This is a genomic window from Pseudomonas sp. RIT623 (genome assembly GCF_004519305.1).
In the GTDB taxonomy this organism is placed as follows: domain Bacteria; phylum Pseudomonadota; class Gammaproteobacteria; order Pseudomonadales; family Pseudomonadaceae; genus Aquipseudomonas.
In genome coordinates, this window is the sequence record NZ_SOZA01000020.1 from 75,868 (window position 1) to 88,998 (window position 13,131).

The following is a 13,131-nucleotide window of genomic DNA, read 5'->3' on the forward strand; positions in this document are numbered from 1 at the left end:
CGCTCCTACAGTGACCGAGCTGGGCGGGAGTTACTCTTCCTTGCCCTTGTTGCGCATGGTGCGCTGCAGCTCGCGGTTGGAGTCGCGCTCGCGCACGGTATCGCGCTTGTCGAACTCCTTCTTGCCCTTGCCCAGCGCGATTTCGCACTTGATCAGGTGCTTGCTCCAGTACAGCGACATCGCCACGCAGGTGTAGCCCTTCTGCGCCACGGCCGCTTCCAGGCGCTCGAGCTCGCGCTTGTTCAGCAGCAGCTTGCGGGTGCGGATGGGGTCGGCGATGACGTGGGTGCTGGCGGTGGTCAGCGGGGTGATGTGGCTGCCGAACAGCCAGGCTTCGCCATCCTTGAGCAGCACGTAGCTGTCGGTCAGGTGCGCCTTGCCGGCCCGCAGGCTCTTTACTTCCCAACCGGACAGGACCAGTCCGGCCTCGAACTTGTGTTCGATGAAGTAATCGTGTCGCGCCTTTTTGTTCTGCGCGATGGTCCCGGTCGGATGTTTCTTTTGCTTAGCCATAGGGGCGGCATTATAGGCAGTCAGTGCGTGCTCGGCTATGGGGTTTAGGTGCGCTTGAGCCTGTTCGGTGAATCCCGGACAATACAGGCCTCGTTCCGCCGCGCGGAACGGTTTTTCATGGCGCTGTCGTGCGCCGCCGCCCCGTTTGGAAGTGACGCCTGGATGACTACCCATATTCAACGCTCCGCCCTGCTGCCATACCCTGCCCAGGCGCTCTACGACCTGGTCAACGATGTGGCCGGCTACCCGGACTTCCTGCCCTGGTGTTCGGCCTCGACGGTGATCGAGGCCAGCGACACGCACATGCGCGCGAAGCTCGAGGTGGCCAAGGGGGGCATGAGCCAGCAGTTCGTCACGCGCAACGTGCTGGTGCCGGGGCAGTCGATCGAGATGAACCTCGAAGAAGGGCCCTTCACCCAGCTGCACGGGCTGTGGGTGTTCAAGCCATTGGGCGAGAAGGCCTGCAAGATCAGCCTGGACCTGTCGTTCGACTACGCCGGCGCGTTGGTGCGCGCGACCCTGGGGCCGCTGTTCAACCAGGCGGCCAACACCATGGTCGATGCCTTCTGCCAGCGCGCCAAGCAGCTTTATGGCTGAGACGGCCATCGCCATCGAGGTGGTCTATGCCACGGCCGAGCGTCAGTGGCTGCTGGCCTGCGAAGTGCCTGCGGGGACCTCGGTGAGCGCGGCGCTGCGCCTGTCGGGCTTGGCCGAACAGGTACCGGGGCTGGACCTGGCGCATTGCCCGGTGGGTATTTTCGGCAAGCTGGTCAGTGATCCGGCGGCTCGCCAGGTGCAGGCGGGGGAGCGGCTGGAGGTCTATCGGCCCTTGCTGGTCGACCCGCTGGAGGCGCGCAAGCGGCGCGCGGCCAAGGCCAGGGCCGCGCGCGAAGGCTGACGCTTGTTGCAGGCAATAAAAAGCCCGGACCTGGTCCGGGCTTTTTCGTCGCGCCGCGTTTACTGCGGGGCGGTTTCCAGCGGTGCTGGGGTCGGCACCGGGGTGGTCTCGACGTTGTCGATTTCTTTTTGCAGGGTATCTTCCAGCGAACCTGCCTTGGCCGGTTTTTCCTGGCTCGGCTGTTGGTTCGGGCTGACGGTGGTGTCGCTGCTGCCACCGAGGATTTCCTGGTCGCGGCTGACGCCCGGCATGAAGTCGCCGGACAGGTTGACCAGTTGGTCGCTGTCGTTGAAGAACACGCTCATGCGTTCCTGCTGACGCTCGCCGCCGCCTGGCTGCAGGCTGTACAGGTAGTCCCAGCGATTGGTGTGGAAGGTGTCCTGCAGCAGTGGGTTGCCCATGATAAACCTTACTTGCCGGCGGGTCATTCCCGGGCGCAATTGGTCTATCATGTCCTGCGTGACGACATTGCCCTGCTGGATGTCGATTTTGTAAACCCCGGGAAACGAGCAACCGGCGAGTGCGAGCAGTCCCACGAGGGTGAGGCTGGTTAGCAAGAGCTTGGTGTTTTGCATCGGTGGGCGACTTCCACTATCTTGGCTGGACAACGTAAACCCCGATCATACCCGTATTAAGAGAAGCTGCGAAGCAGCATCGGCGAGAAAGCTGACCATGGTTGAAAATAGCGAATTGCGCAAAGCGGGCCTGAAGGTAACCCTGCCTCGGGTCAAGATTCTTCAGATGCTCGACTCCACCGAGCAGCGTCACATGAGTGCCGAGGATGTCTACAAGGCACTGATGGAGGCTGGCGAGGACGTTGGTCTGGCAACCGTGTATCGCGTCCTGACCCAGTTCGAGGCGGCGGGTCTGGTGGTTCGCCACAACTTCGACGGCGGCCACGCGGTATTCGAATTGGCGGACGGTGGCCACCACGACCACATGGTCAACGTGGATACCAGCGAAGTCATCGAATTCATGGATGCCGAGATCGAGCGGCGCCAGAAGGAGATCGTGGCCGAACACGGTTTCGAGCTGGTGGACCACAATCTGGTCCTGTATGTGCGTAAAAAGAAGTAACGTTTTCGCTCGTGCTTGACGACAAAGGCGACCCTCGGGTCGCCTTTGTGCCGTGTGGCCGCTGCGTATGCCTCAGGGCTGGCGATTCTGCGCCTTGAGCAGGTCGCGAATTTCCGTCAGCAGGGTTTCTTCGGCGCTCGGCACCGGCGGCGCGCTCGGGGCCACGGCCTCTTCGCGCTTGAGGCGGTTGATCGCCTTCACGCCCATGAAGATGGCGAAGGCGACGATGATGAAGTCGAGGATGGTCTGGATGAACTTGCCATAGGCCAGGACCACGGCCGGTACATCACCCTGGGCGGCCTTGAGGGTGATGGCCAGGTCGCTGAAGTCGACCCCGCCGATGAGCATGCCGATCGGTGGCATGATCACGTCGCCGACGAACGACGAGACGATCTTGCCGAAGGCCGCGCCGATGATGATACCCACCGCCATGTCGACGACATTTCCCTTGACCGCGAAGGCCTTGAATTCACTGAGCATGCCCATGCTGTATTCCTTTGTTACGAATGGAGAGGTAAACGCAGTGTAAGCCACTAAAACGCTTCATGCGTGACGTTCGCAGCTACAGACTGCACTTAGATCGAATAGTTTTGTCGCTCGGTAACGGCTCCGGGACACGTCCGCGTTCGGCTATCATGGCGGTTTTTTCCAGGAGACCCCGCCCATGGCCAAGGCCAAGCGTTTGTATGGCTGCACCGAGTGTGGCGCGACCTTTCCCAAATGGGCTGGCCAGTGCGGCGAGTGCGGGGCCTGGAACACCCTGGTCGAGACCATGATCGAAAGCGGCGGCGCCGCGGCGCCCAGCGGGCGTGCCGGCTGGACCGGGCAGCAGGCGCAGATCAAGACCCTGGCCGAGGTCAGCGTCGAGGAGATCCCGCGCTTCACCACCAGCAGCACCGAACTCGACCGCGTGCTCGGCGGCGGCCTGGTGGATGGCTCGGTGGTGCTGATCGGCGGCGACCCCGGCATCGGCAAGTCGACCATCCTGCTGCAGACCCTGTGCAACATCGCCGTGCACATGCCGGCGCTGTACGTCACCGGCGAGGAATCGCAGCAGCAGGTGGCCATGCGCTCGCGCCGCCTGGGCCTGCCCCAGGACCAGCTCAAGGTCATGACCGAAACCTGCATCGAGACCATCATCGCCACCGCCCGCCAGGAAAAACCGCGGGTGATGGTTATCGACTCGATCCAGACCATCTTCACCGAGCAACTGCAATCGGCGCCGGGCGGGGTGGCCCAGGTGCGCGAGAGCACCGCGCTGCTGGTGCGCTACGCCAAGCAGAGCGGCACGGCGATCTTCCTGGTTGGCCATGTCACCAAGGAAGGCTCGCTGGCCGGCCCGCGGGTGCTCGAGCACATGGTCGACACCGTGCTGTATTTCGAGGGCGAGTCCGATGGCCGCCTGCGCTTGCTGCGGGCGGTGAAGAACCGCTTCGGCGCGGTCAACGAACTGGGCGTCTTCGGCATGACCGACCGTGGCCTGAAGGAGGTGTCCAACCCCTCGGCGATCTTCCTCAACCGCACCCAGGAAGAAGTGCCCGGCAGCGTGGTCATGGCCACCTGGGAAGGCACCCGGCCAATGCTGGTGGAGGTCCAGGCGCTGGTCGACGACAGCCACCTGGCCAACCCGCGGCGGGTCACCCTGGGCCTGGACCAGAACCGCCTGGCCATGCTGCTGGCGGTGCTGCACCGCCACGGCGGCATCCCCACCCACGACCAGGACGTGTTCCTCAACGTGGTCGGCGGGGTCAAGGTGCTGGAGACCGCCTCCGACCTGGCGCTGCTGGCGGCGGTGATGTCGAGCCTGCGCAACCGCCCGCTGGCCCACGGCCTTCTGGTGTTCGGCGAGATCGGCCTGTCGGGCGAGGTGCGCCCGGTGCCCAGCGGCCAGGAGCGCCTGAAGGAAGCCGCCAAGCATGGCTTCAAGCGCGCCATCGTGCCCAAGGGCAACGCGCCGAAGGACGCCCCGGCCGGCCTGCAAGTGATTGCCGTGACCCGCTTGGAGCAGGCATTGGACGCCTTGTTCGAATAACGCTTGGCATCGGCACACCTGGCATTTCTGTCAGTTTCGCTCTTTGGCCTCCTCTGCGACGCTGGGCGCCTTCGCTGATGTGCAAGAGGATGCAGGCATGCGCAGGTTTCCGTTTGTAGTGCTGACACTGATGCTGCTGTCGATTGTTGCGGTCGCCGATCCACTGCCTGGGCAGCCGGTGTTTGTTTTGCAACAGGCAGCAGGCAACGAGCTGGATCTGCAGCGGTTCACCGGCGATGCCACCCTGAAGGTGTTCTACACCGGCATGGGCACGGGTGACACGGTGGGGGTCAGGCTGGCCGGGGTGGCCACGCGCGACACGCTCATCCAGACCGTGGCCACGTCGGGTGTGTTGAGCTTCAACGTGCCCCGTGCGTGGCTACGCGAAAACCTGGGACGCACGGTCACCTTTACCTACAGCCACAAGGTCAAGGGCCGCGGCGCGTTGCTCACCTCTGCTGCATTGCCGGTGCGCATCGACAGCACACAACCGGAGCAATTCGCCGTCGTGGAGGCGGTCGATGGCGCGTTGGAGGTCGAGGCCTTGGGCGACAGCGTCAGGGTGAGGCTGCTGTTCGCTGCCATGGCGACGGGTGACACGGTTGGCGTGCGCCTGGCTGGTGTCGCCACGCGCGATACCTTGATCCAGACCGTGACCGGCGCCGGGCCATTGACTTTCATCGTGCCCCGCGGCTGGGTGCTGGAGAACATCGGGCGTTCGATCAAGCTCACCTATAGCTACAAGATTGGTGGTTCTGGGGCGCTGGTCGTATCCAAGCCATTGAGCGTCACCGTGACATCCGCCCTGACCCGCGACCAGGTGGCAGGGTCCCAGGTGGCCCAGGGCCTGAATGCGCGCTTTCAGGACACCGCGCCTTGTCCGGGCGACCAGGCGGACTACCAATGCAACGGTGTGTTCGTTCGTGTGGTCGATTACTCGCCGGCATTTCGTGCCTGGAACCCGAGCCCTGGCGCGCAAAAGCTTGGTGGTGTTTCGTTCAGCTACATTCGCCGCGACCTGAAGACCCTGAAACTTCAGGAGAACCGGACCCACGGCCTGATTCTTACCGAAGGCAAGCGGTGGATCGCACCGTTGCTCCCGCTCGAAGTGCTTTGCGCCTACCCCTATGACGGCGGTACCGCGACGCGGACCGACAACGGCTGCGGGGAGAACAAGGGCTACGCCGGCAGCGGCCGATGCGCGTTGCGGGACATCACCAACGTGGAGCAATGGCGCCGCAGCTTCACGCAATATCCACCGGTCGAGGCGCGTTACGACCGTCAGTGCAGTTTCGGCCCTGACAAGGAGAGCTTCGGCGTGAGTTTGCAGGCACGGGGAAACCCCGAGCAGGAAAATGTCCGTTGGCAGCAGAACGAGGTGGTGATCAAGACCTGGGCGCAAAATGCATACAACCTGCCGCTGGAGGCAGTCTTCTACACCACCGGTGCTGGCCTTGAACCGGCAAGGAACATCCAGAGAGACTTTTACAGATCCACCAGACGCGTCGTTCCGGTGGTACGCGTGACCCTGTCGGGACCAGAGGTCTTTGCCTACCGGGAAGGCGACCAGGCGGTACCTGCCCCGTAGCGTTTTCTTGCAACTGATTCTCAACAACAAGTAGCATACCGCCACCTTGCGACCACCCCATGGAGTGCGTGTGGCGGAGTTAGACCTCAAGCGGCTGTTTCTCAAGCACGCGAAAAATCTTCAGGGCCTGCTCTCGCGCAAGGTGCGCGACCCGCAGTTGGCCGCCGACCTGGTGCAGGACAGCTTCCTGCGCCTGGCCGAGCAGCAGCGCGTCGACCCGATCGACAATGCCCAGGCCTACCTGTACCGCACCGCGCACAACCTGATGGTGGACCACGTGCGCCAGCAACAGCGGCGCAAGACCGACCTGGTGCCCCACGAAGCCCTGGAGGGCATCGTCGAGGAGCGCCCCGGGCTCGAGGAGCAGGCCGCCCGCGAGCAGCACCTGCGCCGCTTGCAGGCGATCCTTGGCGAACTGCCCGAGCGTACCCGTCAGGTATTTCGGCTCAACCGCCTGGAGGGCATGACCCACGCCGAGGTCGCGCGCCACCTGGGGATCTCCGACAGTTCCGTGCAAAAGCATCTGGCCAAGGCCCTGGCCTATGTGATGCAGTGCCTGCAGGAAACCGAATGACCAACGGTTTACTGACAAATGCCGCCTCAGACGTCAGCCCAGACATAACCAGATCGCGAGAGACCCCTGTGAGCAGCCAGAACGAGCAAGCCATCCGCGAGCAGGCCGCCGAGTGGGTGGTGCGGGAGGGCGCCGGCCCCTTGAGCCCGGAGCAGCAGCGGGCCTTGGCGCAGTGGTGCGGCAGTGATCCACGCCATGCCCGGGCCTATGCGTTGGCCCAGGCGACCTGGGCCGACCTCGGGCAACTGGCGGGCTTGCCTGCCGCCGCGCCGTCCTTGGCGCTCGCGCCCCCCGCCCGTGCCCTGGACAGGCGCCGTCGCCCGCGCTTGCGGCAAGGCTTGGCCAGCGCCGCCGCGCTGTTGCTGGCGGTACTGACGTTGCACTGGGCGCCCCAGGCCTGGCAGGGCTGGCGCGCCGACTACAGCACCCGCGCCGGTGAAGTGCGCCAGGTGACCTTGGCCGATGGTAGCCGGGTCGACCTGGACAGCCACAGCGCCATCGAGCTGGCTTTCAACGATCAGGAACGCCGGGTGCGGTTGTTGTCGGGCGAGGCGGTGTTCAGCGCCGCGCCAGTCACGGCGCAGGAAACCCGGCCGTTCGTGGTCGAGTACGCCGGCGCCAGCAGCCGCGCCCTGGGCACCCGTTTCGTGGTCGGGGCGGCGGGCGAGGGCGGCTGGGTCGGCATGCTCGAGCACAGTGTCGCGGTCGAGCTGCAATCACCGCCGCAGCAAGGCCGGGCCAGCCAGGTGCTGAAGGAGGGCGAGAGCCTGCGCTACGACCAGCGCTTGGGGCTGCGCCCCTGGCCGCAGCATGACTTGCAGCGGGCCACCGACTGGCAGCGCGGCGTGCTGGTGTTCGAGCGCCAGCCGCTGGGCGAGGTGGTGGCGCGGCTCAACCAATATCGCCCCGGGCGTATCGTGGTGGCCAGCGAGCAACTGGCGCAGCGCCAGGTCAGTGGGGTGTTCCGCCTGGGCAACCTGGACAGCGTGCCCGCGGTCCTCGGCAATGAGCTCCAGGCCAATCTGGTCGAGCTGGCGGGGCTGGCGTTGCTCTACTGAAAAAACGCCTGGGCAAAAAAACTTTGGTTTTCGGTTACTGACTTTATCCGCGTTGCTCGTCTGATTGTTGATATTGATTTTCATTACTAGAAAACGCCAACAACGGACGAGCAATCGCAGTGAGCACCCCACGACAACAATCCATGCGCCCCCTGGGGCACCTCGCCCTGGCCGGGAGCCTGGCCCTGGGCAGCTGCGCCTTGCCGATGGCGATCGGCATGGCCCAGGCCGCCGAGCCGCAGGGCAGCAGCCGGCAACTGATCCGTTTCGATATCCCGGCCCAGGCGCTCGACCGCGCGGTGCTGGCCTATGCCGAGCAATCCGGGGTGCAGGTGTTCTTCGACAGCCGCAAGCTGGCGGGGCTGCGCAGCGCCGGGCTGCAGGGCAGCCATCCGATCGAGGACGGCCTGCGCCAGCTGTTGCGTGGCACGCCGGTGCGTTATCACTTCAGTGCCGCCGGCCAGGTCGGCCTTGAGCGTGTCACCGATGGCGACGCGGCGCTGGAACTGGACACCACCCATGTCGACTCGCAGCGCGATGGCGATTGGGTGTACCAGGCGCCGCGTTCGGTCAGCGTGATCACCCGCGAGCAGATCGAGCAACGCGCCCCGCGCCATGCCGCCGACCTGCTCGAGCAGACGGCGGGTGTGTACACCGCCGTCAACCAGCGCGACCCCGGGCTGTCGGTGAACATCCGTGGCGTGCAGGACTATGGCCGGGTCAACATGAACATCGACGGCATGCGCCAGAACTTCAACGTCAACGGCCACCAGCAACGCAACGGCGTGATGTTCATCGACCCAGAGTTCATCCAGGGCGTGGAGATCGACAAAGGCACCTCGGCCGGCATGGGCGGCGCCGGGGTGATCGGCGGCATCGCCAGCTTCAACACGGTCGAGGCCCGCGACCTGCTCGGCCCAGGCAAGGAGATTGGCGGCCGCCTGCGTGCCGGCCACGGCATCGGTGAGCTGGGCAACGGCACCTATTTCAATGGCAGCGCACTGTTCGCCGTGGGCAACCAGGCCGGCGACATCCTGCTCGGCCACAGCGAGCGACATTTCGGCAACTACCGCAGCGGCACGCAGAACGCCGACAACCTCGGCACGCAGATCCGCGGCAAGCTGGAGAACCGCGAAGCCTGGAAGAGCTGGCTGCACGGCGAAGTGGGGGCAATGGACAGCGTCACCCGTTCGCAACTGTTCAAGCTTGGCCTGAACCTGGCTGACGACCAGCGCCTGCAGTTCAGCTACTTCGAGACCGACACCGACAGCAAGGATGCCTGGACCTACAACGACAGCAGCATCAACCGCTATTACTACCGGGTCACCGGCAGCAACGATATCAACGCCAAGAACGCCGCGCTGGACTACAGCTTCACCCCGGACAACGACCTGGTCGACTTCAAGGCCAAGCTGTACTTCGTCACCACTCGCCAGGACCGCTGGAACGCCGACAACCTGTCCAGCGTCGGCACCGGCAACCGCGTCGAGGCCTACACCGACCGCTTCCAGACCGACACCTGGGGCCTGCAGTTGCAGAACACTTCGCGCTGGCACCTGGGCCAGGCCGATACGCTGAGCTTCAACTATGGCAGCGAGCTGTTCCAGGACAGCTTTCGCCCCAGCACCGAACGCATCGCCGCGGTCAACGAAGTGGAGTCGCTGCCCTACGTGCAGGGCGCCAACCCCAAGGGCAAGCGGGTGATGGCCAGCCTGTTCGGCAACCTCACCTACGAGCATGACGACTGGCTCACCCTGGATGCCGGCCTGCGCTACGACCGTTACCGCCTGAGCGGCAAGACCGGGGTCACGACCTGGATGTACCCCGAAGGCGTCACCGAGGTAGGCCTGACCCGTCGGCAGACCCATATGCTTTTCGACGAGGAAACCGAGGAGGGGCGTTTCTCGCCGACCTTCGGCATCGCGCTCAAGCCCGGGCCGGACTGGTTGCAGCTCTACACCCGCTGGGGCCGTGGCTGGCGCCCACCGGCGGTGACCGAAGTGTTCATGAGCGGCCGCCCGCATGCCGGCGGCAGCGCCGAGATGGTCTACCCCAACCCGTTCCTCAAGGCCGAGGAGTCGCACAACTGGGAGCTGGGGGTGAACATCTTCAAGGAGTCGCTGCTGCGCGACGGCGACCGCTTCGGCGCCAAGGTCGCCTACTTCGACACGCGCATCGACAACTTCTCGTTCCTCGACACCAACGTCTCGCTGCCCGGCGGCAGCGTGGCGGGTATCGCCATGGGCCGCTCGGCCTACCAGAACAACCTGGAAACCACGCGCTTTCGCGGGGTGGAATACAGCCTGGACTACGATGCCGGCGCCTACTACGGCCAGCTCAGCTACACCCACATGATCGGCAGCAACAAGTTCTGCTCCAACCAGTTCTACATGGGCGGCGCGCAACGCCTGGTCAGCGCCGGCACCGTCATGCGCCCGGTCCGCGTGGGCAGCCGCGTCATCATGTTGCCGGTGCGGGTGTCCCGCGCCGAGGGCGCCGCCGACACCAACAGCATCGTCAGTTGCGGCGACATCATGGGCAACGCCTCGTACATGCCGGCCGACCGCGGCGCCCTGACCCTGGGCATGCGCCTGCTCGACCGCACCCTGGATGTGGGCATGCGCATGCGCTACAGCGAGGGCAACGGCGAGAACCTCAAGAGCCATACCTACAACCAGATCGACCAGGCCCAGTGGCCGCAATACACGGTCTACGACCTGTACGCCAGCTACTGGATGACCCCCAGCCTGAACCTGGCGCTATCGCTGGAAAACGCCACCGACGAGGCCTACTTCGTGGCCATGGGCGACGGTAACAACCTGTCGCTGGCCCGTGGCCGCACCTTGAGCGGCATGCTCGAGTACCGCTTCTGATCCAACCGGGTTTGCCCATCCCGGGCGACGCGAAGGCTTGCAGTACGCCTTCGTCATCACTGTGCAACAACGAGGAACCGTCATGACCCTTTCCGTTAACTACGACGCCGCTTTCGCCAGCTCCACCGTCGACGATTACCTGGCCTTCTGGAGCGCAGGCTTCGTCACCGCCGGCCATGGCTACAGCAACACCGGCGGCTTCAGCAACGGCACCTTCGATGGCGACCAGTACGCCACCCACGGTCGCAACAATTCCGACTACGCCTTCGTCGCCGACAGCGACAGCGCCAACGGCCTGCACTATGTGTTCGACCCGTCCAAGGCGCCGGGCGACAACCTCAACCACTACCTGTGGGGCTCGCTGGACAACGTTTCCCTGGGCGAAGTGCTCGGCGGCGGCAGCGGCAGCGACTTCACCCTGGGCAACTACGTGGTCAGCTTCAACGGCCTCGACCTGGATGCCGCGCAGGGCGCCGGCCGTGCCGGCAACGAAGTGCAGAGCGTGATCTACGGCCTGATGCAGGGCAACACCTCGGCTCTGGAAGGCGTGCTCGACAACCTGTTGGCAGGTTATGGCGTGTCCACCAACAGCACCTTCGCCGAGATCGACGCGGCCCTGGCCGCAGGCCCCGCTCACGCTGCCTCCGCCGAAGCGGTCGGCGTGCAGGCGCTGCCTGAGGACCTCGCCCTGGCGGCCTGAGCGCAGGCATGAAAAAGCGAATGGAAGGTCACCCTGCCATTCGCTGATCTGATGCACTTACCCCGCAGCCCATGTCTTTGCCGGGCCCAGGCTGCGGCGGTGCGAATTTTGTGGCGACGATGGCGCGAATGCAATCGCCTGTCGGCGCCTTCCAAGAGGTTTCCAACAAATGCGAACCGCTCCCGCCGCGGCCAGTGAAGTGCTGCGGGCGCTCAAGGCCTGCCGTGCCGGGCTTGGCAACGTCGCGTTGTTCACTGCCGTGATCAATGTGCTGATGCTGGCGCCGGCGCTCTACATGCTGCAGGTCTATGACCGGGTCCTGTCGTCGCGCAACGAGATGACCCTGCTGATGCTCAGCCTCATGGTGCTCGGGGTGTTCGCCTTCATGGGGCTGCTGGAGTGGCTGCGCAGCCAGGTGGTGATCCGCCTGGGTACGCGCATGGACATGGACCTAAACCCGCGGGTGTTCGAGGCCGCCTACGAGGCCAGCCTGGCCGGGCACAAAGGTGCGGCGGGGCAGATGCTCGCCGACCTGACCGCGCTGCGCCAGTTCGCCACCGGCCAGGCGTTGTTCGCCTTCTTCGATGCGCCGTGGTTTCCGGTGTACCTGCTGGTGATGTTCATGTTCAGCCCGTGGCTGGGCCTGATGGCGCTGGCGGGCGCGGTCTTGCTGACGGTGCTGGCGTGGGTCAACGAGCGCCTGACCCAGGCGCCGTTTGCGCAAGCCGGGCAGCTGTCGCAGCAGGCGGGTCTGGAGGCCAGCGCCAACCTGCGCAATGCCGAAGTGATCGAGGCCATGGGCATGCTCGGCGCCGTGCGCCAGCGCTGGGCACGGTTGCATCATGGGTTCCTGGCCCGGCAGAACCTGGGCAGCGAGCGTACCGCGGCGGTCACCGCGCTGACCAAGACCGTGCGCCTGGCCTTGCAGTCGCTGGTGCTCGGACTGGGCGCCTGGCTGGCCATCGAACAGTTGATCACCCCAGGGATGATGATCGCCGGCTCCATCCTCATGGCCCGCGTGCTGGCGCCGATCGACCAGTTGATCGGCGCCTGGCGCCAATGGAGCGGTGCGCGCCTGGCCTATGAGCGCCTGAGCGAGTTGCTGCAGGCCCAGCCGCCGCGCCCGGCTGGCATGCCGCTGCCGGCCCCGCTGGGCAAACTCACCGTCGAGCAGGTGGGCGCGACGCAACCGGGCAGCAGTCGCCTGTGCCTGAACAACCTGGGTTTCGAGCTGCCGGCGGGCGAGTCGCTGGGGATCATTGGCCCTTCCGGGTCGGGCAAGTCGACCCTGGCGCGGCTGCTGGTCGGCGCCGGCGCGCCGATCACCGGCAAGGTGCGCCTGGACGGCGCCGACCTGCGGACCTGGGACCGTGGCGCGCTGGGCCAGCACATCGGCTACCTGCCGCAGGATGTGCAGCTGTTCGCCGGCAGCATTGCCGACAATATCGCCCGCCTGGGCCTTATAGACGCCCAGCAGGTGGTCGCCGCGGCGCAGCTGGCGGGCGTGCACGACATGATCCTCGCCTTGCCGGGCGGCTATGACACGCTGTTGGGGGAGGGCGGCATGGGGCTTTCCGGTGGTCAGCGCCAGCGCATCGGCCTGGCACGCGCGCTGTACGGGCTGCCGGCGCTGATCGTGCTCGACGAACCCAACTCCAACCTCGATGACGCCGGTGAGCGGGCGCTGGTCGAGGCCATCGCCAGGCTGCGCGAGCACAAGCGCACGCTGATCCTGATTACTCACAAGTCATCGCTGCTGGCCGGCCTGGACAACCTGTTGATGCTCAAGGGCGGCCAGTTGCAGGCCTTCGGCCCCAC

Annotated in this window: 14 protein-coding genes; 10 read left to right on the plus strand and 4 right to left on the minus strand. The window is 65.3% G+C overall.

Annotated elements, in window-relative coordinates; translation table 11 throughout:
• Positions 1-30: 30 nt before the first annotated feature.
• Entirely contained in the window at positions 31-513 is a 483-nt protein-coding gene (smpB, locus tag E3U47_RS15090) for an SsrA-binding protein SmpB (RefSeq protein WP_011532120.1), read from the minus strand.
• 162 nt (positions 514-675) lie between these two features.
• Between smpB and E3U47_RS15095 the strand changes: the two genes are divergently transcribed.
• Entirely contained in the window at positions 676-1,110 is a 435-nt protein-coding gene (locus tag E3U47_RS15095; RefSeq protein WP_134692388.1) for a type II toxin-antitoxin system RatA family toxin, read from the plus strand.
• Positions 1,103-1,411, plus strand: coding sequence for an RnfH family protein (locus E3U47_RS15100; RefSeq protein WP_134692390.1), 309 nt, complete (start codon positions 1,103-1,105; stop codon positions 1,409-1,411). The genes E3U47_RS15095 and E3U47_RS15100 overlap by 8 nt, the downstream gene beginning before the upstream one ends.
• A gap of 59 nt (positions 1,412-1,470) precedes the next feature.
• Here the strand turns inward: E3U47_RS15100 and E3U47_RS15105 are convergent, their stop codons facing one another.
• Positions 1,471-1,986 carry an outer membrane protein assembly factor BamE gene (locus tag E3U47_RS15105; RefSeq protein ID WP_134692392.1) on the minus strand — a complete coding sequence of 172 codons (516 nt, stop codon included), beginning with the start codon at positions 1,984-1,986 and terminating at the stop codon, positions 1,471-1,473.
• A 97-nt stretch (positions 1,987-2,083) separates the two neighbouring features.
• Here E3U47_RS15105 and fur point away from each other — a divergent pair, with 97 nt between their 5' ends.
• On the plus strand, positions 2,084-2,488 hold the full coding sequence (fur, locus tag E3U47_RS15110) for a ferric iron uptake transcriptional regulator (protein WP_134692394.1): 405 nt from the start codon (positions 2,084-2,086) through the stop codon (positions 2,486-2,488).
• Positions 2,489-2,560: 72 nt separating this feature from the next.
• Here the strand turns inward: fur and mscL are convergent, their stop codons facing one another.
• Positions 2,561-2,974, minus strand: a complete 414-nt coding sequence (gene mscL / locus E3U47_RS15115) for a large-conductance mechanosensitive channel protein MscL (RefSeq protein WP_134692396.1) — start codon at positions 2,972-2,974, stop codon at positions 2,561-2,563.
• A gap of 178 nt (positions 2,975-3,152) precedes the next feature.
• On the opposite strand from mscL, the gene radA reads away from it, so the two are divergent.
• Positions 3,153-4,520, plus strand: coding sequence for a DNA repair protein RadA (radA, locus tag E3U47_RS15120; RefSeq protein ID WP_134692398.1), 1,368 nt, complete (start codon positions 3,153-3,155; stop codon positions 4,518-4,520).
• 255 nt (positions 4,521-4,775) lie between these two features.
• Here the strand turns inward: radA and E3U47_RS25510 are convergent, their stop codons facing one another.
• Positions 4,776-4,922 carry a hypothetical protein gene (locus tag E3U47_RS25510; protein ID WP_372239509.1) on the minus strand — a complete coding sequence of 49 codons (147 nt, stop codon included), beginning with the start codon at positions 4,920-4,922 and terminating at the stop codon, positions 4,776-4,778.
• Between the two features lie 181 nt (positions 4,923-5,103).
• Between E3U47_RS25510 and E3U47_RS15125 the strand changes: the two genes are divergently transcribed.
• The 6 genes from E3U47_RS15125 to E3U47_RS15150 all read left to right on the plus strand — a co-directional run.
• Positions 5,104-6,108, plus strand: coding sequence for a hypothetical protein (locus E3U47_RS15125; protein WP_372239510.1), 1,005 nt, complete (start codon positions 5,104-5,106; stop codon positions 6,106-6,108).
• Between the two features lie 70 nt (positions 6,109-6,178).
• Positions 6,179-6,682 carry an RNA polymerase sigma factor gene (locus tag E3U47_RS15130; RefSeq protein ID WP_134692402.1) on the plus strand — a complete coding sequence of 168 codons (504 nt, stop codon included), beginning with the start codon at positions 6,179-6,181 and terminating at the stop codon, positions 6,680-6,682.
• Between the two features lie 68 nt (positions 6,683-6,750).
• Positions 6,751-7,740, plus strand: a complete 990-nt coding sequence (locus E3U47_RS15135) for a FecR domain-containing protein (protein WP_134692404.1) — start codon at positions 6,751-6,753, stop codon at positions 7,738-7,740.
• 143 nt (positions 7,741-7,883) lie between these two features.
• On the plus strand, positions 7,884-10,613 hold the full coding sequence (locus E3U47_RS15140; RefSeq protein WP_167659492.1) for a TonB-dependent receptor: 2,730 nt from the start codon (positions 7,884-7,886) through the stop codon (positions 10,611-10,613).
• A gap of 82 nt (positions 10,614-10,695) precedes the next feature.
• On the plus strand, positions 10,696-11,313 hold the full coding sequence (locus E3U47_RS15145) for a heme acquisition protein HasA (RefSeq protein WP_134692408.1): 618 nt from the start codon (positions 10,696-10,698) through the stop codon (positions 11,311-11,313).
• A 169-nt stretch (positions 11,314-11,482) separates the two neighbouring features.
• Positions 11,483-13,131, plus strand: a 1,649-nt coding sequence (locus tag E3U47_RS15150; RefSeq protein WP_134692410.1) for a type I secretion system permease/ATPase, incomplete at its 3' end; no start/stop codon positions are given.